General features: G+C 72.6%; 23 protein-coding genes and 1 tRNA gene. 15 read left to right on the top strand and 9 right to left on the bottom strand.

Annotation, left to right across the window (positions count from 1 at the left end):
- Positions 1 to 57 precede the first annotated feature (57 nt).
- Positions 58 to 513: a GatB/YqeY domain-containing protein gene (locus tag C892_RS0121555; RefSeq protein ID WP_017558876.1), complete on the bottom strand. Its 456-nt coding sequence runs from the start codon at positions 511 to 513 to the stop codon at positions 58 to 60.
- A gap of 91 nt (positions 514 to 604) precedes the next feature.
- On the opposite strand from C892_RS0121555, the gene C892_RS0121550 reads away from it, so the two are divergent.
- The 3 genes from C892_RS0121550 to C892_RS0121540 all read left to right on the top strand — a co-directional run bounded on the left by C892_RS0121550 (position 605) and on the right by C892_RS0121540 (position 3,364).
- Entirely contained in the window at positions 605 to 1,519 is a 915-nt protein-coding gene (locus tag C892_RS0121550) for a metallophosphoesterase (protein ID WP_017558875.1), read from the top strand.
- A 100-nt stretch (positions 1,520 to 1,619) separates the two neighbouring features.
- Positions 1,620 to 2,738, top strand: coding sequence for an LLM class flavin-dependent oxidoreductase (locus tag C892_RS0121545; RefSeq protein WP_017539498.1), 1,119 nt, complete (start codon positions 1,620 to 1,622; stop codon positions 2,736 to 2,738).
- The gene (locus C892_RS0121540) at positions 2,735 to 3,364 is read left to right on the top strand and encodes an FMN reductase (RefSeq protein WP_017558874.1); all 630 of its coding nucleotides are present in this window, start codon (positions 2,735 to 2,737) and stop codon (positions 3,362 to 3,364) included. The genes C892_RS0121545 and C892_RS0121540 overlap by 4 nt, the downstream gene beginning before the upstream one ends.
- Before the next feature lie 339 nt (positions 3,365 to 3,703).
- On the opposite strand, the gene C892_RS0121535 is transcribed toward C892_RS0121540, so the two are convergent.
- Together C892_RS0121535 and C892_RS0121530 are read right to left on the bottom strand one after the other, a co-directional pair.
- Complete coding sequence (locus tag C892_RS0121535; protein ID WP_017558873.1) at positions 3,704 to 4,417, bottom strand: Crp/Fnr family transcriptional regulator; 714 nt, start codon at positions 4,415 to 4,417, stop codon at positions 3,704 to 3,706.
- Positions 4,418 to 4,493: 76 nt separating this feature from the next.
- Positions 4,494 to 4,820, bottom strand: coding sequence for an STAS domain-containing protein (locus tag C892_RS0121530; RefSeq protein ID WP_051060584.1), 327 nt, complete (start codon positions 4,818 to 4,820; stop codon positions 4,494 to 4,496).
- 290 nt (positions 4,821 to 5,110) lie between these two features.
- On the opposite strand from C892_RS0121530, the gene C892_RS0121525 reads away from it, so the two are divergent.
- Positions 5,111 to 5,749, top strand: coding sequence for a GAF and ANTAR domain-containing protein (locus C892_RS0121525; RefSeq protein WP_017558871.1), 639 nt, complete (start codon positions 5,111 to 5,113; stop codon positions 5,747 to 5,749).
- A gap of 42 nt (positions 5,750 to 5,791) precedes the next feature.
- Positions 5,792 to 6,535: a GAF and ANTAR domain-containing protein gene (locus C892_RS0121520; protein WP_017558870.1), complete on the top strand. Its 744-nt coding sequence runs from the start codon at positions 5,792 to 5,794 to the stop codon at positions 6,533 to 6,535.
- A 101-nt stretch (positions 6,536 to 6,636) separates the two neighbouring features.
- Here C892_RS0121520 and C892_RS0121515 read toward each other — a convergent pair whose 3' ends face one another.
- Positions 6,637 to 7,362, bottom strand: coding sequence for a peptidoglycan recognition protein family protein (locus C892_RS0121515; protein WP_017558869.1), 726 nt, complete (start codon positions 7,360 to 7,362; stop codon positions 6,637 to 6,639).
- A 467-nt stretch (positions 7,363 to 7,829) separates the two neighbouring features.
- On the opposite strand from C892_RS0121515, the gene C892_RS0121510 reads away from it, so the two are divergent.
- A complete protein-coding gene (locus C892_RS0121510; RefSeq protein WP_017558868.1) occupies positions 7,830 to 8,975 on the top strand; it encodes a M48 family metalloprotease in 1,146 nt (381 codons plus the stop codon).
- 101 nt (positions 8,976 to 9,076) lie between these two features.
- Here the strand turns inward: C892_RS0121510 and C892_RS0121505 are convergent.
- Positions 9,077 to 9,150 (bottom strand) — tRNA-Pro (locus C892_RS0121505).
- Positions 9,151 to 9,450: 300 nt separating this feature from the next.
- Here C892_RS0121505 and C892_RS0121500 point away from each other — a divergent pair.
- The 6 genes from C892_RS0121500 to C892_RS0121475 all read left to right on the top strand — a co-directional run bounded on the left by C892_RS0121500 (position 9,451) and on the right by C892_RS0121475 (position 13,674).
- Positions 9,451 to 9,852, top strand: coding sequence for a hypothetical protein (locus tag C892_RS0121500; protein WP_239647477.1), 402 nt, complete (start codon positions 9,451 to 9,453; stop codon positions 9,850 to 9,852).
- Between the two features lie 114 nt (positions 9,853 to 9,966).
- A complete protein-coding gene (locus tag C892_RS0121495) occupies positions 9,967 to 10,623 on the top strand; it encodes a DUF4178 domain-containing protein (protein WP_017558866.1) in 657 nt (218 codons plus the stop codon).
- Between the two features lies 1 nt (position 10,624).
- Positions 10,625 to 11,185 (top strand): DUF2617 family protein, encoded by a 561-nt coding sequence (locus C892_RS0121490; protein WP_017558865.1) that lies wholly within the window; start codon positions 10,625 to 10,627, stop codon positions 11,183 to 11,185.
- Complete coding sequence (locus C892_RS0121485; protein ID WP_017539509.1) at positions 11,182 to 11,517, top strand: hypothetical protein; 336 nt, start codon at positions 11,182 to 11,184, stop codon at positions 11,515 to 11,517. Before C892_RS0121490 ends, C892_RS0121485 begins: the two co-directional genes overlap by 4 nt.
- A gap of 76 nt (positions 11,518 to 11,593) precedes the next feature.
- On the top strand, positions 11,594 to 12,013 hold the full coding sequence (locus C892_RS0121480; protein WP_017558864.1) for a DUF350 domain-containing protein: 420 nt from the start codon (positions 11,594 to 11,596) through the stop codon (positions 12,011 to 12,013).
- Positions 12,013 to 13,674: a polyamine aminopropyltransferase gene (locus C892_RS0121475; protein WP_017558863.1), complete on the top strand. Its 1,662-nt coding sequence runs from the start codon at positions 12,013 to 12,015 to the stop codon at positions 13,672 to 13,674. The genes C892_RS0121480 and C892_RS0121475 overlap by 1 nt, the downstream gene beginning before the upstream one ends.
- Here C892_RS0121475 and C892_RS29370 read toward each other — a convergent pair.
- The 3 genes from C892_RS29370 to C892_RS0121460 all read right to left on the bottom strand — a co-directional run bounded on the left by C892_RS29370 (position 13,668) and on the right by C892_RS0121460 (position 17,372).
- Positions 13,668 to 16,829, bottom strand: coding sequence for an AfsR/SARP family transcriptional regulator (locus C892_RS29370; protein WP_239647476.1), 3,162 nt, complete (start codon positions 16,827 to 16,829; stop codon positions 13,668 to 13,670). The genes C892_RS0121475 and C892_RS29370 overlap by 7 nt on opposite strands.
- A gap of 84 nt (positions 16,830 to 16,913) precedes the next feature.
- On the bottom strand, positions 16,914 to 17,114 hold the full coding sequence (locus C892_RS0121465) for a hypothetical protein (RefSeq protein ID WP_017558861.1): 201 nt from the start codon (positions 17,112 to 17,114) through the stop codon (positions 16,914 to 16,916).
- 57 nt (positions 17,115 to 17,171) lie between these two features.
- Positions 17,172 to 17,372 (bottom strand): hypothetical protein, encoded by a 201-nt coding sequence (locus C892_RS0121460; protein WP_017558860.1) that lies wholly within the window; start codon positions 17,370 to 17,372, stop codon positions 17,172 to 17,174.
- A 434-nt stretch (positions 17,373 to 17,806) separates the two neighbouring features.
- Here C892_RS0121460 and C892_RS0121455 point away from each other — a divergent pair, with 434 nt between their 5' ends.
- The 3 genes from C892_RS0121455 to C892_RS0121445 all read left to right on the top strand — a co-directional run bounded on the left by C892_RS0121455 (position 17,807) and on the right by C892_RS0121445 (position 20,358).
- A complete protein-coding gene (locus C892_RS0121455; RefSeq protein WP_017558859.1) occupies positions 17,807 to 18,499 on the top strand; it encodes a hypothetical protein in 693 nt (230 codons plus the stop codon).
- Positions 18,496 to 19,227, top strand: coding sequence for a hypothetical protein (locus C892_RS0121450; protein ID WP_017558858.1), 732 nt, complete (start codon positions 18,496 to 18,498; stop codon positions 19,225 to 19,227). Before C892_RS0121455 ends, C892_RS0121450 begins: the two co-directional genes overlap by 4 nt.
- A 417-nt stretch (positions 19,228 to 19,644) precedes the next feature.
- Positions 19,645 to 20,358, top strand: coding sequence for a hypothetical protein (locus C892_RS0121445; RefSeq protein WP_017558857.1), 714 nt, complete (start codon positions 19,645 to 19,647; stop codon positions 20,356 to 20,358).
- Positions 20,359 to 20,786: 428 nt separating this feature from the next.
- Here C892_RS0121445 and C892_RS0121440 read toward each other — a convergent pair whose 3' ends face one another.
- Complete coding sequence (locus tag C892_RS0121440; protein ID WP_017558856.1) at positions 20,787 to 22,256, bottom strand: NAD-dependent succinate-semialdehyde dehydrogenase; 1,470 nt, start codon at positions 22,254 to 22,256, stop codon at positions 20,787 to 20,789.
- Positions 22,257 to 22,278 lie beyond the last annotated feature (22 nt).

The raw sequence follows: 22,278 nt of genomic DNA, 5'->3' as shown, positions 1-22,278 counted from the left end.
CGACGCGCGACGGCCCGCGCCCCGGATCGGGGCGCGGGCCGTCGGCGTCCGCGGCGCTCAGCCGGCGAGGCGGCGCTTGACCTCGGCGGCCACCCGGGACCCCTCGGCCCGGCCGGCCACCTTCGGGTTGACGATCTTCATGACGGCGCCCATCTGCTTGGGGCCGCTCGCCCCGGCCTCGGCGATGGCCGCCTCCACCAGGGAGCCCAGCTCCTCGTCGGTGAGCTGGGCGGGCAGGTACTCGGCCAGGACCTCGCCCTCGGCCCGCTCGTCGGCGGCGCTGTCCGCACGGCCGCCCGCCTCGAATGCCTCGGCGGCCTCGCGGCGCTTCTTGGCCTCCCGGGTGAGCAGGGCGACGAGGTCCTCGTCGGAGAGCTCGCGGGCGGAGCCGCCGGCCACCTCCTCCTTGGACACGGCGGTGAGCACCATGCGCAGCGTTCGGGTGCGCACATCGTCGCGCGCCTTCATCGCGGTGGTGAGGTCGGCCTTGAGGCGGTCTTTGAGTTCGGACATGCCAACGATCATAGGGTGGTCGCGGACGGCTTCCCCAGGGTTTTTCCGGGCGGGCGTCCGGACGTTCGAGGTCAGTGGAGAGGTGCGGCACGTGAATGGACAGCGAGCGGGACTGCGCAGGCTCGGCCGGTCGGCGGCGGCGGTCGCCGCGGTCGGGGCCGCCGGCCTCGCCTACGCCTCGGTCGTCGAGCGCAACTGGTTCCGGCTGCGCCGCTACGAACTGCCGGTCCTCGCCCCCGGCTCGGCCCCGATGCGGGTGCTGCACCTGTCCGACGCGCATCTGACCCCCGGCCGCCGGATGCTCGTCGACTGGGTGCGCGGCCTGGAGCGCTACGAGCCGGACCTGGTGGTCAACACCGGGGACTCGCTGGCCCACCCCGACGCCGTGGAGCCCTTCCTGGAGGCGCTGGGGCCGCTGCTGGACCGCCCCGGGGCGTTCGTCTTCGGGTCCAACGACATGTACTCGCCGCGCTTCAAGAACCCCGCGCGCTACCTGTGGCGCAGCAGCAAGGCCGACTACCGGGAGCGCCAGGAGCCGGACCTGCCGTGGCGCGAGCTCGGCGCGGCGATGGAGAAGGCCGGCTGGGCCGACCTGAACAACCGCCGGGGCACGCTCGCCGCGGGCGGGCAGACCGTGGCGGCGGCCGGGGTGCACGACTCGCACATCGGGCTGGACCGCTACGACGACGTGGCCGGGCCCGCCCCGTCCGGGGCGGCGCTCCGGCTGGGGGTACTGCACTCCCCCGAGCCCGCCAACCTCGACCGGTTCGAGGCCGACGGCTACGACCTGCTGCTGGCCGGGCACACCCACGGCGGGCAGCTGTGCCTGCCGCTCTACGGGACGCTGGTCACCAACTGCGGCATCGACCGCCGCCGGGCCTGGGGGCTCAGCCGCTACGGCCGCGCGCACCTGCACGTGTCCGGCGGGCTGGGCACCTCGCCGTACGCGCCGGTGCGGTTCTGCTGCCGCCCGGAGGCCGCGCTGCTGGACCTGGTCCCGGCCTGAGCGGGGCACGGGGCTGCCGCCGGGAATGCGCGGCGGCCCCATCGTGTTCCCGGGAAGTAGTTGAATGCGGAACTATTTCTTGCCGGGGGCTGGAGGAGCCATGCAGTTCGGGATCTTCTCGGTCGGGGACGTCACCCCCGACCCGACCACGGGTCGCACGCCGACCGAGGCGGAGCGGATCACGGCGATGATGCGCATCGCCGAGAAGGCCGAGGAGGTCGGCCTGGACGTGTTCGCCACCGGCGAGCACCACAACCCGCCGTTCGTGCCGTCCTCGCCCACCACCATGCTCGGCTACCTGGCCGGGCGCACCGAGCGCCTGGTGCTGTCCACCGCGACCACGCTGATCACCACCAACGACCCGGTGAAGATCGCCGAGGACTTCGCCATGCTCCAGCACCTGGCCGGCGGCCGCGCCGACCTGATGCTCGGGCGCGGCAACACCGGCCCGGTCTACCCGTGGTTCGGCCAGGACATCCGCCAGGGGATCCCGCTGGCGGTGGAGAACTACGCGCTCCTCCACCGGCTGTGGAGGGAGGACGTGGTGGACTGGCAGGGGCGGTTCCGCACGCCGCTGCAGGGCTTCACCGCCACCCCGCGGCCGCTGGACGGGGTCCCGCCGTTCGTGTGGCACGGCTCCATCCGCAGCCCGGAGATCGCCGAGCAGGCCGCCTACTACGGCGACGGGTTCTTCGCCAACAACATCTTCTGGCCCAAGGAGCACTTCCAGCGCCTGATCGACCTGTACCGCAGGCGGTACGAGCACTACGGCCACGGCCGCGCCGACCAGGCGATCGTCGGCCTGGGCGGCCAGGTGTTCATGCGCCGCAACTCCCAGGACGCGGTGCGCGAGTTCCGCCCCTACTTCGACAACGCCCCCGTCTACGGCGGCGGGCCCACGCTGGAGGAGTTCAGCCGGGAGACGCCGCTGACCGTGGGCAGCCCGGAGCAGGTGATCGAGCGCACCCTGGAGTTCCGCGAGCACTTCGGCGACTACCAGCGCCAGCTCTTCCTCATCGACCACGCCGGCCTGCCGCTGAAGACCGTGCTGGAGCAGCTGGACCTGCTCGGCGAAGAGGTCGTCCCGGTGCTGCGGCGCGAATTCGCCGCCCGGCGCCCCGCGGGCGTTCCCGACGGGCCGCCCGACCACGAGGAGCGCAAGCGCGCGCTCGCCCAGGAGAAGGACGGGCGGCAGGAGACCGCGGAGGAGGCCAAGTGAGCGAGCAGCGCATCGTCGCCGTCACGGCTGGACTGAGCACGCCGTCGTCGTCGCGCCTGCTGTCCGACCGGCTGGCCGGGGCGGCCGAGGAGGCCCTGCGCGAGGCGGGCGGCACACCGGCGGTGGAGACCGTCGAACTGCGCGACCACGCGCGCGGGATCGGCGAGGCGATGGCGGCCGGCTTCCCCACCGGGGACCTGAAGCGGGCCGTGGACGCGGTCGCCGGCGCCGACGGCCTCATCGCCGTCACGCCGGTGTTCAACGCCTCCTACAGCGGCCTGTTCAAGAGCTTCTTCGACCTCGTCGCCGCGGACGACCTGGAGGGCGTCCCGGTGCTCGCCGGCGCCACCGGCGGCTCGCCGCGCCACTCGCTGGTGCTGGAGCACGCGGTGCGGCCGATGTTCGCCTACCTGCGCGCCGTGGTCGCGCCCACCGCGGTCTACGCCGCCTCCGAGGACTGGGGCGCCGGCACCGCGGACGGCGGCCGGGCGCACGCGGCGCTCGCCGACCGGATCGCCCGGGCCGGCGGGGAGTTCGCCGCCCTGGTGTCCGGGGGCCCGCGGCGGCGCCGACCCGGCCCCTACGAGGATCCGGTGCCCTTCGAGCGCCTGCTCCGGGGCGAGTGAGCCCGAGCCGCGGGGACACGGCGGTCCGGGCGGGCCCGGCCCCTCCCGCAGAGGGTCCGGGCCATGCGCGGGGCGCCGCCCCGTCCTAGCGCCGCCCCGCCGCCGCCCGCCGCCGATGCTGCGGCCGACCTCCGGCTCTTCTCCGGGAAGGGGCCTCGCCCCGTTCACCGCCCCAGTCTCTCGCCGGGGCCGCACCGGAATCCCGGACCAGTCGGCATTCCGCGCACCCGCGGACGGCACGGGGCGACGCTAGCGGCCCCGGATGCGGACGCGCCCGCGGGTATTCGCAGCCCGCATACGGGCGGGGCCCGCCGGCCGGGCCCCGCCCCGCACCGCCCCTCAGTCCTCGTCGGCGAAGGACTGCAGCCCCTCGCCGTCCAGGATGGCGACCTTGCGGTACCCGGCCTCGACGCACCCGGCCTCGCGCATCCGGCGCAGCGCCTCACCCACCGCGTCCTCCCGGGCGCCGATGAGCATCCCCAGCTCGGCCTGGGAGAGCTGCACCCCGATGTCGACCGCCCCGTCGCCGTTCACCACCCCGTGCCGGGCGGCGAGCTGGAGCAGGGCACGCGCCAGGCGCGCCGGGACGCGGTAGGCGGTGTACTCGCTGCGCTGCCGGTCCGACCACTCCAGGCGGTCGCCCAGGACCGACGCCACCGCCTCCCAGGTGCCGGGGACGCGGTCCAGGAAGTCCTTGAAGGCACGGGCGCTGAAGGAGTGCACGAGCGTCGGGGTGCAGGTGGTCACCGTCGCCGTGCGCGGGCGGTCCCGCACGATGCCCATCTCCCCCACCAGGTCGCCGTCGACGCGCACGCCCAGCAGCGTCTCGGTGCCGTTCGGCAGCACCGAGGTGACCTTCACGCACGCCGAGGCCGACCGGCCGGGCGCACGCAGCAGCAGGACGCCGTCGCCGGGCCCGCCCTGGCTCATCAGCACCCGGCCCGCCGGGACGCGCCGCGGCACCGCGAGGTCCATCAGGACATCGCGGGCCTCGGGGCCGATCCGGGCCATGAACGTGCCCTCCGGCCACTCCTCGCTGCCCGACGGGACCATCGGCAGGGCTCCTCTCCTTCGCCCCCTCCTGCCTATCGGAGTCCCGACCCGGACGGGAAGGCCCGAACCGGGCCGCTCAGGAAGCGGTGACGCGGACATCGAACACCTGGTCCAATCCGGAGTACCCCAGGACTTTGGCCACCGCTCCCGCCTCGACCACCAGCACCCGCAACCGCCGCCCGTGGGCGCGCCGACCGCGGTCCATCGCCACCAGCAGCCCCAGCCCGCTGGAGTCGATGAAGCGCAGGCCCGTCAGGTCGACCAGCAGCCGCGGCCCCGCCCGCCGTTCCGCCGCGCAGGCCCGCGCCCGGACCAGGTCCACCCCCGCGACATCCAGATCACCCGTGATGCGCACCCGCGTCCCGTCCCGCTCGACACGCACATCCAATCCGGCTCCGGTCACTGCGACTCCTCCCCGGCGTCCCTGCCGTTGCGCCCACCGATCAAGGTCCGGAACCGGAGCGGGCTGTTATTCCCGAACCACCCAAGCTACGCCGCCGCTGAACGGCGTATCCCCCTTTTCCATCAGACGCATCGCCATCCGGGCTCCCCCCGCCTCCCCTACGGGGGCGTAGGATCGAAAGGACCCCGCCGAACACCGAGGAGCGCCCACTGACCACTGCACCGCGGACCATCCGCGCACGGGTCATCGAGCGCGCCCGGACACGGCACACGCCACCGGAGGTGGGCGATGTGTGCGAGGCCTGCGCAGAGCTGGTGCACTCCCACGGCGTCGGGGTCATCGTCTCCTCCTCGACCGGGACCAGCACCGGCTCCTACTACGCCACCTCGGATCTCAGCCGCATCTCGGACGAGCTCCAGACCGCCCTGGGCCAGGGGCCGAGCATCTCGGCGGCCGCCGAGGGCACCCCGGTGCTCGTGCCCGACCTGTCCCAGCCCCAGGCCCGCCGGCGCTGGCCGGTCTTCGCCGAATCGGCGTCGGCCCAGGGGCTGCGGAGCCTTTTCGCCTTCCCCATCGGAACCGGTGTCGCGATGCTCGGCGCCCTGACGATCCACCGCTCGGACACCGGCCCGCTCGGTGAGGAGGGGCTCGCCTGCGGCCTCGCCTCGGCCGAGGCGACGCTCGACCTGATGCTGCACCGAGGCCCCGACACGACCGTCCCCTGGGCGAACGGGAGCGACCTCGGCTCGCACCAGGTGGAAGTGCACCAGGCCGCGGGAATGGTGTCCGTACAACTCGATGTGGCCATGGACGAGGCCTATGCCCGCCTTCGGGCCCATGCCTTCCGGCACGACCTGACTCTGGCGGACGTGGCGACCGAGGTCGTCCGTCGGCGGCTCAGATTCTCCCCTGACCCGGCGACCGGCTGATTCCGACGCCCCCGCGCCCCATTCCCGAAGGAGGAACCCCGAGTGTCGCGAGAGCTCGAACTGGTCGACGCGTTCGTCGGGTTGGCCGACACGCTCGTCGCCGGTTTCGACGTCGCCGACTTCCTGCACGACCTGCTGGAACGCTCGGTGGAGCTGGTCGATGCCGACGCCGGAGGCCTGATGCTGAACAATGCCGCCGATGGGCGCCTGCACTTCGTCGCCGCCTCCAGCGAGCAGGCGCGCCTGCTCGAACTGCTCCAGCTCCAAGACGAGGAGGGCCCTGCCCTGGAGGCCTACCGCACGGGGGCCCAAGTCTCCGTACCCGATGTGGACGGGGAGTCCTCCCCCTGGCCGACGTTCCTGGAGGCCGCGCGCGCGGCCGGTTTCGCCTCGGTGTGCGCGCTGCCGCTGCGCCTGCGCGAACGGACCCTGGGGGCGATGAACCTGTTCCGCACCTCCCCCGGCTCCCTGAGCGCCGCCGACGCCTCGGTCGCACAGGGGCTGGCCGACATCGCCACCATCGGCATCCTGAACTCGCGCGCCCTGGAGGAGCAGGAGCGGCTCGCCGAGCAGCTCCAGTCCGCGCTCAACAGCAGGATCGCCATCGAGCAGGCCAAGGGGGTGCTCGCGGAGTACCACCATGTGGACGTGGGCCGGGCGTTCGAGATGCTGCGCGGGTTCTCCCGGAGCAACAACCTCCGGCTGTCCAAGACGGCCGAGGCCGTGGTCCGGCGGGAACCGGCGGTGGAGGGCCTGATCCCGCCCCGGAGGCGCACCGCCCGCTGAGCGGAAGGGGCAGGGCCCAGGCCGCCGGAATCCGACTCCGGGAACGGGCGGAGCCCCGCCCCGGCGCGGACGGGAGGGGCGGGGGTCCGGAGCGGGGCCGGTCAGACGAGCTGGTTCCTGGTGAAGGCCGCCATGATCTGGGCGGCGGCCCAGCCGGTGACGCGGTCGCCGAAGTCCTGCTCGGACCCCTGGGACTTGCGGGCGGCCAGCACCGCCTTCTCGGTCTCGTCGCCGTAGTGGCCGTCGGCGCCGAACCCGGGCAGGTCGAACCCGGCCTTCATCAGGATGACCTGCAGGTATTTGACGCGCTCTCCGGTGTCGCCCTTGCTCAGTCCGACCATGTCGTCCTCTCCTATCGCGGCTGCGTCGGCGGGCATCCCGGCATGGACCCAGGCGGCGAGGTCGTCGCCGGGGCACGAGGTGCTGTTCAGGTCGCGGTGCCCGGTCTTGTCGAGGGTGCGCCCGGCGCGGCGGTTGGCCTCGTCGTACAGGGCGCGGATGGCGGCCTTGGCGGCGACGGTGGCGTCGCCGTCCTGGCCGATGAAGCACACCCCGATGTGCGAGGCGTTGTAGGGGGAGGCGTGGGCGCCCACGACCGTCCATCCCCGCCCCTCATAGGCGGTTCCGGAGCGGTCGACCAGGAAGTTGTAACCGATGTCGGACCAGCCGTTGCCGTCCATGTGGAAGTCCTGGATCGACCTCACGGACTGGCTGGCGGGGCCGGCCGAGTAGTGGACGGTGACCCCGCGCCGCTGTGACCACGATGTGGTCGACCTGTCGCGGGGCGCCCGCGCGCCCCATTCGGAGCGCGGGACGATCGAGACCATGCATGCCTCCTGGGAAACGGGATGGGCTCCGGCACGGGCCGGGGCCTGCGGGGGGTACGAACGGAGGGGCCGGTGGGGGCCGGGGCGCCCGCACCGGTGGCGGGACACGGACCGGTCGCGCCGCCGGTCCACCTCCTCGCCGTGCCCCTCACATTTCGCATCGTAGGGATCGCACGCGGTCACTAGGCGGGAAACGGGAGAATCCATCCCCCTGACCGGCGGCGCAATCCCACGTCAAGGGCCGCAGGGCGGCGCCGAAACCGCCGAAGGTCCTTCTCGGAGAAGCCCCGGGCGCCCCACGGTGCGCAGCGCCTCCGGTTCGCGCACACGATGCGCACGAATACCGGCCGGCCCCGTTCAACCCGGGTGCCTGGGCGCCCACCCGTCCGCATCGCGCCGGCGACCACGGGGCGAATCCCTCGATTCAGGGCCGAACGCCCTGGGGGACCGTTGCTACACTCCCGCGCATGCTCCAGCGCGCGCGGCCGGTGTGGCCGATGCTCGGGTCCTGGCTGGTGGTGGCCACGGTCTCGGCGGCCTATGCCGCCCTGTGCTGCGCCGCCCTCTGGGCGGTGGGCCTGGCGTGGTGGTGGGGCCTGGTCCCGATCGGGATCGCGCTGGCGGGCGCCGAGCTGTCGCTGCTCACCCGGGTCTCCGGCGGCACCGCTCCCGGGGACACCATCGTCATCGAACCCGACGACGATCCCCGGCTGCACGCCGTCGTCGACCGCCTGTGCGCACTGACCGGGCAGGCCAAGCCGGTCCTCCGGTTGTACGACGCCCGCACGCCCAACGCGATCTCCTTCGAGCCCGACACCGTCTACGTCAGCATGGGCCTCCTGGACCGACTGGACGCCCGGGAGCTGGAGGGCGTGATCGCCCACGAGCTCGCGCACCTCGCCCACAAGGACGAGCGCGTCCTGCGCTTCGCCTCGCTCATGGCGACGCTGGAGTGGGCCCTGGTGGTGCCGGCGACCGTCTTCGCCCTCGTCGTCCCGCTCGACCGGCCGCTGTACCGGCTGGCGTCCCGGTGCGGCAAGGAGTGGTCGCCCATGTTCGAGAAGCGCCGCCCCGCGGACCCCCTGTCCGTGCTCGCGGGCGCCCGCGACCCCGAGCACGACGTCGGCCCCCCGTTCCGGCCCCGTACCGCCCGTGCCGTGCTCGTCCTCATCGTCCTGGCACGGGCCGCGCTGGTCATCGGCTGCCTCGCCGTCGTCCTGCCGGCGCTGTTCGCAGGGGTCCTGCTCTACGGCGCCGCCTGGCTCCCCGGCCGCATCGCCGTACTCCAGCTGACCCGGCGCCGTGAGCTGGCCGCGGACCGGGCCGCGGCGGTACTGACCGGCGCACCGTCGACCCTGGCCGCCACCTTGACCCGGCTGTCCCGGTCCATCCCGGCCTCCGCGGACCTGCGCTCCTTCGCGAACACCCCGACACAGACGTTCCTGCCCCTCCAGCGCGTCCGCCGCGGAAAGCCGAAGCACCCGGACGACGCGATCGGCCGCAAGATGGAGGACATCTGGACCACGCTGCGCTCCAGCCATCCGCCGGTAAGGGTGCGCGTCACCCACCTGGAGAGGATCGCGGCCCGCATGTCCCGGAACAAGCACCCGTGAGGGGTGCGTGGGGACGCTCCGGGACATGAAAAAGGGCCGCCCAGTGATCGACGACCACCGAACGGCCACTTCCGATCCGGAGTCGACCTCCGGATCACCTGTCGGGGTGGCGGGATTTGAACCCACGACCTCTTCGTCCCGAACGAAGCGCGCTGCCAAGCTGCGCTACACCCCGTGGCAACGCTGATCAGTCTAGCGGACGTGGAGGGGTGCTCGCACACGCGGAAGGGAAGTCGAGGGGAGAGGATGCGGGGGCCCGGGTGAAGCGGGAGGCCGCGGGCTTCCGGGCCGTCCCGGCGCGGGGTTCGGTCCTGGACGCAATGCGGGGAGGCCACGCCCGAGGGCGCGACCTCCCCGGTCCTGGCGCATGGGTGGTGTCTATCCCGTGGGCAGGACCCCAAACCTCTCTAGAGAAGAACGGCCGAGGGCGGTCCCTTCCCTTGTCGGGGTCCCCCGACCGTCGCACCGTCGGGGCATGGGTGCCGCGACCACCGTCCCCGACCCCGATGATGCGCGGCCCTTTCCCTGGTGGGTCCGCCTGTCCCGCCGACTCAACGGGGAGCGGGTGTGCGCCGTGCCCGGCTGTATCGGGATGACCGATCCCGAGCGGCCGTACTGCACGGCGCACACCGACGCGGTCCGCGCGCTCCGCTCCCGGCTCGGCGACCGGTGCTGCGCCGAAGAGGGCTGCCCCGACCCGCGCGAGGGCGGCGACGTCCACGGCGACCTGTGCCGGGCCCACGGCGACGCCGCACTGCTGCGCGCGGCCGTCGCCCGCACCGCGCCCGGACGGTGGAACGTCTCCGCCGGCGGCACGGGCTCTGCGGGCCCGGGACCGGAGCCCCGGGCTCCGCGCGCGTCCGCCTCCGGCTCCTGAGGAACCGTCCGTTCCCGCAACCGTGACGGGGTCGTGACCTCGCAGGTGGAACCCTGTGCGCCTGTCCGCACGTCCGATAGGGCCGGACCTCATCCCCGAGCCCGGAGGCGCGCTGTGGACCCCGTCTTGACCGTGGTGCTGATCCTGCTCGGTGCGCTGGTGGTGCTGGGCGCGGCGATCCTCATCGTCCAAATGCGCCGCCGCCCCGCCCGCACCGCGCCCGCACCGCCCGCTCCCCCGCGCGACCCCTTCGCCGACGTCGGCGAGATCAACGGCGACCCGCGCGGGCTGCGCGCCGGCGACATGGTCGAGATGGGCGCCGAGCGGCTCTGGGTGCGCGGCACCCTGCGGCTGTCCGAGGGCGGCGCGCAGTGGGCCGAGCACTTCGTGGACGCCGGGGACACGGGCGGCACCGGCGCCCGCCGCTGGCTCTCCGTCGAGGAGGACCCCGACCTGCAGTTGGCGCTGTGGACCGGCCGCCCCGAGCTGGACCTGGTCCCCGGCGCCTCGTCCCTGGAGCTGGAGGGGACGCGCTACCGGCTCAGCGAGCGCGGCAGCGCCTCCTACCGCTCGGAGGGCACCACCGGTCTGCGCGCCTCGGGCGGCATGGACTACGCCGACTACGAGGCCGACGACGGCTCGCTGCTCTCCTTCGAGCGCTTCGACCACGGCGGCTGGGAGGCCGCGACCGGCGCCCCCGTCTCCCCGGGGACCCTCACCGTCTACCCCACCTCCGACGGGTCCGGCGGCTCCGACGGCGGGAGAGGCTGACGTGCGCACCGCCCCCGCACCCGCCGCCGTACCGGTCCGTGTCCCCTTCGCCGATACCCGCGCCCACGACCTGGCCTGGAGCCTGGAGCGGCCGCCGCTGCCCGCCCTCGCCGCGCGCTCCGTCCTGCTGGGCGGGACCGAGGTCGAACTGCGCGTCCTGGGCGCCTCCCACCAGGTCGTCCTCCCGGGGGCCGCGGGCACCGTGGAGACCGTCGCCTGCCTGCCGGACCGGGACGGGGACCTGCCCGCCTCGGCGGCCCCCGACGTCCCCGGCCTGGCCTCCTACGCCTTCACCAGCACGGTCGAGCGCCTCACCGGGGCCGAGCTGGAGCGGCGCGTGCGCGCCCTGGTCGACCGGCTCGACGGCCGCCCCGCCGCCCTCGCCGCCGCGTTCCCCGGGTCGCCGTCGGCCGTGACCGCGCTCGACGCCGCCTCCCCCGCCCCCGGGCACCTGCACTGGCGCACCTGGCACGCCTACCCCCAGGCCGGGGAGCTGGTGTGCACACGGACGCGGATCCGGACCGCCGCCGACGCCCCTGTTGAAAGGAGTCCCGCACAGTGAACCTCGAAGGGAACCTGGGCAAGGTCCTGCTGATCGCCGGCCTCGGGGGCATCGTCCTCGTCATCGCCCTGGCCTCGTGCGGCAGCGCCTCGGCCCGGCCGGACTGCGGCGACTACGACCTTGTCAACGGCGAGTACGTGTACAACGACGACCGCGGCGACTACGAGCGCGAGGACGGCCGCTACATCTACGTCGGCTGCGACACCTCCCGCTCCCACGGGTCCAGCGGTTCGAGCAGCGGATCCGGTGGCGGCGGGTTCTTCTCCTTCTGGGGCGGCGGATCCCGCGACGGCTCCGGATTCCGGGGCGGCGGCCCCGGATGGGGCAAGTGACGCCGGCCCCTCGACCGCCGGCGGCACAGCCGGCACCCATGACGGAACGAGACAGACAAGGAACCCCCGAGACGCGATGTTCATCATCTATGAAGCCCTGGCCGTTCTCGCCTACGGGGCCCTCGGCCTCGTCCTGATGCTCGCCGGATACCTGCTCGTGGACCTGCTCACGCCCGGCAGGCTGCACGTGCTCATCTGGGAGCAGCGCAACCCCAACGCCACGCTCGTGCTGGCCGCCAACACCCTGGGGGTGGCCATGGTGGTGGCCATGGCGATCTACGCCTCCGGCGGGACCGTGGCCGACGGGCTGCTGCGCACCGCCGTCTACGGGGTGGTGGGCCTGGTGCTGATGACCCTGTCCTTCGTCGCCATCGACCTGCTCACCCCGGGCCGCCTCGGCGACGTGGTCAACCACACCGAGCTGCGCCCCGCCGCGTGGATCAACGCGATCGCCCACGTGTCCGTCGCCCTGGTCGTGGCGGCGGCGATCTCCTGATGTCCGGCTCCGAAGGGGCCGCGCGGACGGGGGAGGCGCCCGAGGCGGGCGCCTCCCCCGTCCGCCTTCCGGTCGGACCGCGCGCCGCCCGCTTCCTGGTGCTGCTGGGCGTGTTCATCTGCGCGGCCTGCGGGCTGGTGTACGAACTCGCGCTGGTGGCGCTGGGCAGCTACCTGCTCGGCGACAGCGTCACCCAGGCCTCGATCGTGCTCAGCGTCATGGTCTTCGCCATGGGGGTGGGCTCGCTGGCCTCCAAGCGGCTGACCGACCGGCCCGCGTTCTGGTTCATCGTGATCGAGGGCGCCCTGTCGCTGGTCGGCGGCCTGTCCGTGCTGCTCCTGTACGGGGCCTACGCCTACCTGTCGATGTACCAGCCCGCGCTGGTGCTGTGCGCGTTCGCGGTGGGTGCGCTCATCGGCGCCGAGATCCCGCTGCTGATGAAGCTCATCCAGCGGATCCGGCGCCAGGACGCCGCCGACGCGGTCGCCGACCTGTTCGCCGCCGACTACGTGGGCGGGCTCGTCGGCGGCCTGGCCTTCCCGTTCCTGCTGCTGCCGCTCCTGGGCCTGGTCGAGGGCGCCCTCGCGGTGGGGGCGCTGAACGCCCTGGTCGGCATGTGGGTGGTCCTGTGGATCTTCCGCGCGACCCTGCGCCCGCGCGCCCGGATCGGGGCGGCGCTGGGGATGGCGGTGGTGCTCGCGGTGCTCGCCGCCGCGTTCGTCTACTCCGGCCGCTTCGAGGTGACCGCGCGCCAGGCGCTCTACCGCGACCCGATCGTGCACGCCGAGCGCTCGGCCTACCAGGAGGTCGTGCTCACCCGCACGACCGACGGCCGGGACACCCGGCTCTTCCTCAACGGCGACCTGCAGTTCAGCTCGCTGGACGAGTACCGCTACCACGAGTCGCTGGTGCACCCCGCGATGGCCGGGCCGCGCGGGGAGGTGCTGATGCTGGGCGGCGGGGACGGGCTGGCCGCCCGCGAGGTGCTGGAGTACCCCGACGTCGAGCACGTGACCCTGGTCGACCTGGACCCGGCCGTCACCCGGCTGGCCCGCACCGACCCGGTGCTCTCGGACCTCAACGAGGACGCCCTGGACGACCCGCGCATGGAGGTCGTCAACACCGACGCCTTCAAGTGGCTGCGCGAGCAGCGGAGCCGCTTCGACGCCGTCGTCGTCGACATGCCCGACGCCGACGACGTCGCCACGGCCAAGCTGTACTCGGTGGAGTTCTACGGGCTGGTCCGCGGGGCGCTGCGGGACGGCGGACTGATGTCGGTGCAGGCGGGGTCGCCCTACTTCGCGGCGGACGCCTACTGGAGCGTGGCCGAGTCGCTGGAGGACTCCGGTTGGAGCGCGGTGCCCTACAACGTGGACGTGCCCAGCTTCGGCAACTGGGGGTTCTATCTGGCACGGCCGACCGAGGGCGGCCCCGGGGAGGGCGCCCCGGAGCTCACGCTGCCGGAGGACGCGCCCGAGCTGAGGTTCCTCGACGATCGGGTCCTCGAAGCGGCGAAGGTCTTCCCCAAGGACCGCGAGCGCACGACCGGCGACGGCGGAGAGGCTGGCCCCGGAGAGGAGCGGGACGTGCGCGCCTCGACGCTGCTCGACCCGGCCGTCCTCCGCTACCAGCAGGAGCAGGAGGCCTGGGAGGGCTACTGATCCGGGCGGTCCGAGGCCCCCGGCTCCCCTGAGGAGGGGATGTCCACGCCTTCCGACGAGCGAGGGGGAACCGGCTCTGAGGACTCGAAGGACGCTGTGCCTTTCGGAACGTCGCCGGTACGCGGGGCCGGGATCGCCCCGCCCAGGTTCTGGAGAGCGGCGCGGGCCTCATCCGCGCCGGGAGCCCCGAGCTCGGTGAAGATGGCCAGTGCGGCCGTGAGCCGGTCGCGGGCGATCTCGGCTTCGTGGGAGTCGCACGGGGACTCCATGGTCCCGAGTCCCAGCAGGGCGCGGGCCTCGGCGTAGCGCTCATCACGATCGCGGGCGAATTCGAGCGCCCTCCCGAAGGAGTCGGCCGCCTCCTCCTTCTTTCCTGCCTGGGCATACGTGTTGCCGAGCTCGAAGAGGATCTCCGAGTCCGCGCTGCCCAACGACATCTCACCGCCGAGTTCCAAGGCCTGGATGTGCGTGCGGATCGCCTGCTCCACATCCCCGGAACGCCGCAGGACGATGGCCAACGCATTCAGTGCAAAGATCTCGTCCGAATGGTCGCCCGTCTCCCGAGACAAGGAAATCGATTCCTGCACATACTTTCCCGCGGATTCCTGGTCCCCGAGATCGGAAAGGGCCTCACCGATGACTCTCAGGGCTGACACCCGCAGATCCCACACCACAGAGCGATCGGGCTGGTTGAGGATGTACTCGGCTTCCCTCATCGCCTCGGCGGAGTTCCGCTGCGCTTGATTCATCAGGGCGATGTTGAGCGTCTGCAGAACTTCCAGCTGCAGGTCACCCTTGGCCCGGGCGATTTCACGGATCTCGATGAAGGTCTTCAGCGCTTCGCCGTATCGGCCGAGGCGTTCGTAGACCATGGCACGGTTGGAGTTGACGCGGGCGAGCCCCTCCTGGTCCCCCAAGGCCTCCAGGATCACCGCGGCGTCGTCGAGTAGCTCCAGCGCCACGCGGTACCTGCCGGCGTAACACTGAGCGATCCCCAGTCCGATCAGAGTCACCGCTGTTCCGCGCTCCCTGCCCTGCTCCTTGCTCACGGCCAGGGCCTTTTCATGCGTCACGAACAGGTGATCGGTCCTGCCGTGCGATGCGTAGAACCGCCACACCGACTCGGCGATCTGCCAGGTGTGCTCACCGGCCTTCTGCTCGGCGAAGAAATCGACCACCGAGACGAGGTTGTCCTGATGCCGCTCGAACCAGGCGACCGCTTCGTCCCGATCGGTTATATCGCTGTCGTAGCGGGACTTGTCCTGCACCGCGAGCTCGTAGGCATGGGCCCGGGGCCCCAGAAACCCCGCCGCCTTGTTCGCCATCTCCAGGTAGTACTCGGCGAGCCTCCAGCGTGCGGCTTCGATGTCCGCCTCGTGGAGGACCTCATGAGCCTTGTGACGGGCGTAGTCACCGATGAGGTCGTGGAACCGGTAGAAGTCGACGCCATGCTCGTCCAGGAGGCATACGCTGACGAGCTCCTGCAGGAGATCGTCGGTGTCGGGCGGGGAAAGCTCGAGCAGTACTGCGGCACCGTGCAGATCGAAGCTTCCACCGATGGCCACCCCGAGCAGGCTGAAGAACCGTCTCTGCTCTTCCCCCAGGCTGTGGAACGAGAGCTCGAAGACGGCCTCCACACTCTGGCCGTCCACGCGGAGTTCTCGGAAACGGCGCCGCTGCTCGCTCAAGCGCTGGCGGACATGGTCGAACGTCCACCGAGGGCGATTGAGCATTCTCGCCGCAATGATCCTCAGAGCGAGTGGCAGGCCTCCGCAGAGCCGCGCGACCTCGACCGCGCCGTTTCGCTCGCTCTGCACACGCGTCTCCCCGAGCACGGTGCACAACAGGGCCAGCGAGTCCTCTTCGTCGAACATGCTGAGCGACAGATGGCCGGCCCCGCTCACCCCGGGAAGGTCATAGCGCGAGGTGACGACGGTGAGCGACCCTGAAGAGGCCGACAGCAGCGGTGACACCTGAGAATATCCCGCAGCGTTGTCCAGCACGACGAGCGCTCTGTGCCCGGACAGTTGGGAACGCCAGAGGGCTGAGCGCTCTTCGAGGGCATCAGGGACCCGGTCAGGCGGCACCCCGGTGGCACGCAACAGCACGCCTAAGGCGGCTTCGGGGGTCACCGGATCCCGTTCAGGGCTGAAACCGTGCAGATCGATGAAGAACCGACCGTCAGGGAAGCGCTCGGCCATGCGGTGAGCGGCGTGCACCACAAGCGACGTCTTGCCGACCCCGCCCGGCCCGGAGACCACGTACACCCGAGCGGCCTCTTCACCGAGTTCGGAGACCGCGAGCAGCTCTCGGAGATCGTCCTCCCGGCCGGTGAAATCGGGGAGGTCTCGCGGCAAGTCGTCACGCGGAGCCGCGGGTGCCTCACCGACCGGTGCCGTGGGCCCAGCCGCCCCGGCCAAGCGGCTCTCTTGGCCTTCGGTGTCGTTAAGGATACGCGCGTGCAGTTCGGCAAGCTCGGCGCTCGGATCCACGCCCAGCTCCTCAGCGAGGAAGCGGCGGTTCTCCTGGTAGGCGTTGAGCGCTGCGGCCCGCTGGCCGCTACGGTGCAGCGCCGCGATGAGCAGGTACTGCAGCCGCTCGCGCAACGGGTCCTCACGCACCACAGGGGTGAGGCGGGTGACGACCTCGTCATAGCGCCGCAGCGAGAAGGCCCGCTCGGCCCAGGCGACGACCGCCGCCCAGCGCTCCTCCATCAGGGGCCGCCCGAGGGCGTACCAAAGGCTGTCACTGCCCGTCCCCGAGAACGGGCGCCCCCTCCAGCACTGGAGCGCCCGGTCCCACAGGAGGAGCGCCTCCTCTTCGGCCTCTGCGGCCTGGGCGCGGTTCACCAGGCCGCGGAAACGGTAGAGATCGACGCGGTCGGGGGCGACATCGGCCTGGTAGCCGCCCGGCGTGGTCACGATCAGGTCCGGGAACGTCCGCCGCAAGTGGGAGACCTGCACCTGGATCACCGACCGAGCGGTACGGGGCGGGTCGTCGTCCCACAGGTATTCGATCAGGCGATCGATCGGCACTTCCTTGCCGATGTCGACGAGGAGGGCCCCCAGGACACAGCGCTGCCTCGGGCCGCCGACCGGGACCGGCTCACCGTCGTCCCGCCAAGCGGCGATAGGGCCGAGCACGCCAAAATCCACAAATGGCACTGTACCAAGGCCATTTGTGGATCCTGACGCTCGACCTCATTTGGTCATTTTCGGGTCGGACCAGACCTACCCGATTCACCGCCATGAAGAGTGATCGACCGTTCGCCTTGGAGGGCGTTCCTCCTCGGTCTGCTCATCGGCTTCGCCCCCGTCACTCTCGGAGTCCGGCCTGCCTCCCGGGATCGGCTCTTCGTAGGGCTTGATCTTCGCGACCACGTCCCCGAGCCGGTCCACGACGGCGTCGAACTCCCCGTACAGCGTCGTGCACCCCGTCATGTCACACTTCCCTTTCCGCGGGGCCGCGTCCACGCCCCCACTCACTGGAGGTGCGCCCTACGGCCAATCAATGTCAATGTCGATGAGGTCGTCGTCCTCCAGAGGCTCCATCTCCTCCTGGCGGGAGACCCCGTCGTCCCCGTCGTCGCTCCAAGGCTTCGACTTGGCGACCGCAGGCACGACAGAGGCGGGAGCGTCGAGGCCTTCGACGATCCGGAGGAACTCTTCCTCGACCCGACTCGACTCGATCAGCAGCATCTTCACCCATCCCAACTGAGTAACGAACGGGCACCCCCCTGGATGCGGCCGATCCACCGCACCGAGCGCCGTGGGCGTGCCGGACCGGACCCGCGGGCCGTCCTCCCGCGGGGTCCCGGTCTGGCCGAACGTGCTCCACGCTAGAGGCGCCGCCTTCTGCGGCGCTTTCAGACCGCTTTCAGCCGCCGTTACCGGCACCCGAAACGGCCGTGCGACCGTCGTCGCCGGCGGAGAGCCCAGGTCGGGCAGCGGGCGCGCACCGACCGAGCGCCTGGCGAGCCCGACCGATCGTCCGGTGGGCGCCGGTGAGCCGTCGCGAGTGTGCCCCGAAGGCCTCGTCTTCCCCCCGGGCAGGGGCTTCGCACGCAGGCCCGATGTCCTCTTTCGGCCGCTTGTCCCCCTTCAGTCACCCATCGCCTCTAAACTTCCCTGCCGTGGCCCACCACGCGCCCGACCCCGAAGAAGCTCCGCTGGTCCGTCTGCCCCGGAGCACCCGGGCACGCCTGGCCGCCGTCACCGTGGGTGTCCTCGCGGTCGCGGCCGCCGTCGCCGGCCTCTGGGCGGGGGGCGGCCTGGAGTCCGCCACCGCGACCGAGCACCGCACCGTCGAGCCCGGCGACGAGATCCGCAACTCCCTGATCGAGCTGCGGCTGCACGAGGCGGCCTTCGGCCGGAACCCCGACACCGGGCAGTTCACCCTCGACATCCGCGCCGACATCGAGTCGCGGTTCAACGAGCCGGTCTCGGTCTCGGAGATCGGCGGGCTGTTCAAGCCCCGGTTCGGCCGCAAGGACCTGGCCCCGGGCCCGATGCGGATGGCGCTCACCCGCCACCCCGAGGTCACCGCCTCCGACCTGCAGCCGGGGATGCCCGAGGAGGTGGTCCTGAGCTGGCCGCTGTCCGAGGACGACCCCGACGACACCACACCCAAGACCGGCGAGGAGATCTTCGGCGAGGACCTGCTCGCCGAACCGGACGACGTCTCCGGGCAGATCGCCCAGGTGGACGAGGTCGAGGTGACCGTCACCGGGGCCAAGTACGAGGCCGGTTTCACCGACGAGACCAAGCGGTGGTGGACCGACAACCGCCCCCGCGCCGTGGTCGACCTGCCCGTCGACGAGGAGTGATCACCGTCAGCGCTCCCCTTCCCCCGCCGTCGCCCCCGCAGCCGCCCGTCCCCGCCGCCGGGCCGCCCGCCTCACCGCCGCCCCCGGACGAGGGCGGCCGCCGGCGCTGGCCCACCGTGCTCGCCTCGCTGGTGCTGCTGGCGCTGCTCATGGGCGCCCAGTCGCTGCGGTTCCCCTCATCGGTGGACGCGACCCTGCCGATGGTGGCCTCCGGCGACGCGTCCTCGGCGGTGGACGCGCGCTCCTTCACCGTGCGGGTGGACGAGGTGCGCTTCGCCCGGGCCGTGGCGGACGGCTCCGGGGACGCGGGGGACTCCGCGCTCTCCGACTTCGGGCCGGAGCCCGAGTACTTCGAGGCCGAGGGGGTGTGGATGGTGGTCTTCCTGGAGGTCACCGCCCGGGAGGACCACCTCACCCGGTTGGAGGCCCGCCTCGACAGCGGGGACAAGAACGTCTACGGCGCGACGTCGTGGCTGTACAACACCTTCGGCGGCGTCGGCGAGGGGTTCCCGCCCGGCATCCCGATGCGCGGGGCGACCGCGTTCGAGGTGCCGGAGGACGCCCTGAAGGACCCGGTACTGGAGGTCAACGTGTCCACCGGCATCGACCGGCGGCTGTCCGGCGAGGCCCACGTGGAGCTGGGACTGAGCGGGGACGAGCTGAAGAAGGCGATCGCCGGCGCCGAAGAGACCATCGACGTGCCCGAACCCCGGATGCAGAAGGTGTGACGGCCCGTGCCCGCCCCTCACGATCCCCAGGACCGCGACCCGCAGGGCCCCGCCCCGCAGGGGCGTGAGCCGTGCGGTCGGCCCAGCGCGCCGAACCCCCCGAAGGCGCCGAACGCGCCCGCCGGGCAGGAGCCGGGGCCACAGCGCCCGCAGTTCGGCCCGCCTCCGGGAACCCCGCAGGGGCCCCCGCAAGGACCTCCCCCCGGCCGCCCGCCGCACCCCGCCGGGCCCCCGAACGCGCAGCGGCCACCGCAGCCGCAGGGCCCACCGCAGCAGGGACACCCGTCGTACGCACCCCCGCCCGGGCCGCCCGCTCCGCACGCACCCCAGGGGCCCGCTCCGACCGGCCCCCAGCCGGGTGCACGTCCCGCCGCACCGCACCCGCAAGGACCGCCGCCCGGCGTCCCGGTCCACGGGATGGGCCCCGGCCCGAACACCGGCCCCTACGCCGGTCCACCCGCTGTCGGCTCCTCCGGCCCTCAGGGGCCGGTCGCCGGGGGCCGGCGCCGGGGAGCGCCCCGGACGGACCGCGCACCGCTGTGGAAGCGGCTGCACCTGCCCTGGATCGCGGGCATCGCCGTCCTCCTGCCCGTCTCGCTCGTCGGCCCGTGGTGGCTGGAGACCGAGAAGTGGGAGGAGACCGGAGCGGTCCCGCCCGAGCCGGTCCCCGCCCAGGACGCCACGGCCTCCCTCGCCGGGAGCGACTGGGAGCTCGCCGGGGTGGTGGTCGACGAGTACATCGGCGCCGAGCCGCCCCCGGCGGGGATCACGCTGGTCGACGCGGTGTTCAAGGCGACGCCGTCCGACGAGCGCTCGGCGGAGATGCTGGAGACCTGCAGCTTCCAGGCCACCGACGACCGCGGGCGCACCTGGGAGACGACCAACGAGTACGCGAACCGCGCCGGCCTGGAGGACGTGGTCTTCCCCGGCTTCCTCGGGTGCACCGACACCGAGGGCGAACCGCTGCGGCCGGGGGACACGGGCGGATTCGTGGCGAGCTTCCTCGTCCCGGAGGACGCGGCGGATTCGCTGCGCTTCCGCGTGGACGTGGACACCGGGACCGGCGAGGACGAGGACGACCCCCGAGCCCCTGTGGCGGCGGAGTTCGAGAACCCCGAAGAGGACGACTGACATCGCGCGTGGACGCAATGTCCGGAGAGGACGGGACAGCGCTCAGCAGGTGTTCGGCCGCCGGTCTCGATAGGGGGCCGGTGGTGGGCCGTCCCGGTCCGGGACGGCCCGCGAACGCCCTGGCGCTCGGCCTCTGGGGCGTAGGGCCGTGGCCGGGCCCGCTCCGCTTCCGACCGCCGGTTCATGCGCCTCGTGCGGGGGCCGCCCGTATCGATAGTGGTGAGATCACCACTTTCGGCGGCCTGAAGTGGCGAGATCACCACTACCGATGACTCACTCGCCCCACCTCTACGGATCCATCGCAGAGCGACGGCCGCTCCACGGAACCGGCGGGAACCTCTCTCAGGAGGACCGGGGCGAACGGCTCAGGGCCGGGAGGCGGGACTCTCCGCCTCCCGGCCCTGTTCGCCGTTTCTCCGACTCCTGCTCTAGATGCCGCCGATGCCCACGTACTTGGTGTCCAGGAACTCCTCGATGCCGACGGTTCCGCCCTCGCGGCCAAGGCCGGAGTGCTTCACCCCGCCGAACGGGGCCGCGGGGTTGGAGACGATTCCCTGGTTCAGGCCCACCATCCCGGTCTCCAGCGCCTCCGAGACGCGCAGCGCGCGCTTCACGTCGCTGGTGTAGACGTAGCTGACGAGTCCGTACTCGGTGTCATTGGCCGCGCTCAGGGCCTCTTCGTCGGTGCTGAAGACGCTCACGGGCGCCACGGGGCCGAAGATCTCCGTCGAGTACATGTCGCTGTCCTGGGAGACGTTCTCCAGGACCGTGGGCCGGTAGAAGTACCCGGGCCCTTCGGCCTCCCCGCCGCCGACGACCACGCGCGCGCCACGGTCCACCGCGTCGTCCACCAGGCGCTGCACCTTCTCCCGCGCGCGCGAGTCGATGAGCGGCCCCACCTGGACCCCGTCCTCGGTGCCCCGGCCGACCGTCAGGGCGCCCATGCGCTCCCCCAGGCGGCGGGAGAACTCGGCGGCCACCGACTCGTGCACGTAGAACCGGTTGGCGGCGGTGCAGGCCTCGCCGATGTTGCGCATCTTGGCCTGCATGGCGCCCTCGACCGCGGCGTCCAGGTCGGCGTCGCCGAACACCAGGAAGGGGGCGTTCCCGCCGAGCTCCATGGAGGTGCGCAGCACCTGCTCGGCGCTCTGCTCCAGCAGGGCGCGGCCGACCCCGGTGGAGCCGGTGAAGGACACCTTGCGGATGCGGCCGTCGCGCAGCAGCGGCTCGGTCACCCCGCCCGGGTCGGTGGTGGGCAGCACGCTCAGCACGCCCTCGGGCAGGCCGGCCTCCTCCAGGATCCCGGCCAGGGCAAGGGCGCACAGCGGGGTCTGCTGGGCGGGCTTGAGGACCATCGTGCACCCGGCCGCCACCGCCGGGCCGATCTTGCGGGTGCCCATCGCCATGGGGAAGTTCCACGGCGTGATGAGCATGGACGGGCCCACGGGGCGCTTCATGATCAAAAAGCGCGACTTGCCGTCGGGGGAGGTGGCGTAGCCGCCGGAGACGCGCACCGCCTCCTCGGAGAACCAGCGCAGGAACTCGGCGGCGTAGGCGATCTCGCCGCGCGCCTCGGCCAGGGGCTTGCCCATCTCCAGGGTCATCAGCAGCGCCAGCTCCTCCTGGCGCTCCATGAGGATCTCGAAGGCCCGGCGCAGGACCTCCCCGCGCTCGCGCGGGGCGACGGCGGCCCACGAGGCCTGGGCTCCGGCCGCGGCGTCGAGGGCGGCGAAGGCGTCGTCCCGTCCGGCGTCGGCCACCCGGCACAGGGCCTCGCCCGTCGAGGGGTCCTCGACGGCGAACGTCGCGCCGCCGCTCGCGTCGCGCCACCGGCCGCCGACCATGAGCCGCTTGTCCACCTGCTCGACGGCCTTCACTTCGTCGCTGTGCTGCGCCATCGGTCTGCCGCTCCCTCTCGCT

Source organism: Nocardiopsis baichengensis YIM 90130, from assembly GCF_000341205.1.
In the GTDB taxonomy this organism is placed as follows: Bacteria; Actinomycetota; Actinomycetes; order Streptosporangiales; family Streptosporangiaceae; genus Nocardiopsis_A; species Nocardiopsis_A halophila.
The sequence above is the reverse complement of the archived record's forward strand: the minus strand, read 5'-3'. Positions and strand labels throughout refer to the sequence as shown.

Coding starts and splice junctions, on each gene's coding strand:
- C892_RS0121445 (WP_017558857.1), top strand. CDS start 19,645: ATGGGCCCCGGCCCGAACACCGGCCCCTACGCCGGTCCACCCGCTGTC.
- C892_RS0121515 (WP_017558869.1), bottom strand. CDS start 7,362: ATGGTCTCGATCGTCCCGCGCTCCGAATGGGGCGCGCGGGCGCCCCGC.
- C892_RS0121440 (WP_017558856.1), bottom strand. CDS start 22,256: ATGGCGCAGCACAGCGACGAAGTGAAGGCCGTCGAGCAGGTGGACAAG.
- C892_RS0121465 (WP_017558861.1), bottom strand. CDS start 17,114: ATGACGGGGTGCACGACGCTGTACGGGGAGTTCGACGCCGTCGTGGAC.
- C892_RS0121500 (WP_239647477.1), top strand. CDS start 9,451: ATGGGTGCCGCGACCACCGTCCCCGACCCCGATGATGCGCGGCCCTTT.
- C892_RS0121545 (WP_017539498.1), top strand. CDS start 1,620: ATGCAGTTCGGGATCTTCTCGGTCGGGGACGTCACCCCCGACCCGACC.
- C892_RS0121555 (WP_017558876.1), bottom strand. CDS start 513: ATGTCCGAACTCAAAGACCGCCTCAAGGCCGACCTCACCACCGCGATG.
- C892_RS0121475 (WP_017558863.1), top strand. CDS start 12,013: ATGTCCGGCTCCGAAGGGGCCGCGCGGACGGGGGAGGCGCCCGAGGCG.
- C892_RS0121480 (WP_017558864.1), top strand. CDS start 11,594: ATGTTCATCATCTATGAAGCCCTGGCCGTTCTCGCCTACGGGGCCCTC.
- C892_RS0121460 (WP_017558860.1), bottom strand. CDS start 17,372: ATGCTGCTGATCGAGTCGAGTCGGGTCGAGGAAGAGTTCCTCCGGATC.
- C892_RS0121510 (WP_017558868.1), top strand. CDS start 7,830: ATGCTCCAGCGCGCGCGGCCGGTGTGGCCGATGCTCGGGTCCTGGCTG.
- C892_RS0121535 (WP_017558873.1), bottom strand. CDS start 4,417: ATGGTCCCGTCGGGCAGCGAGGAGTGGCCGGAGGGCACGTTCATGGCC.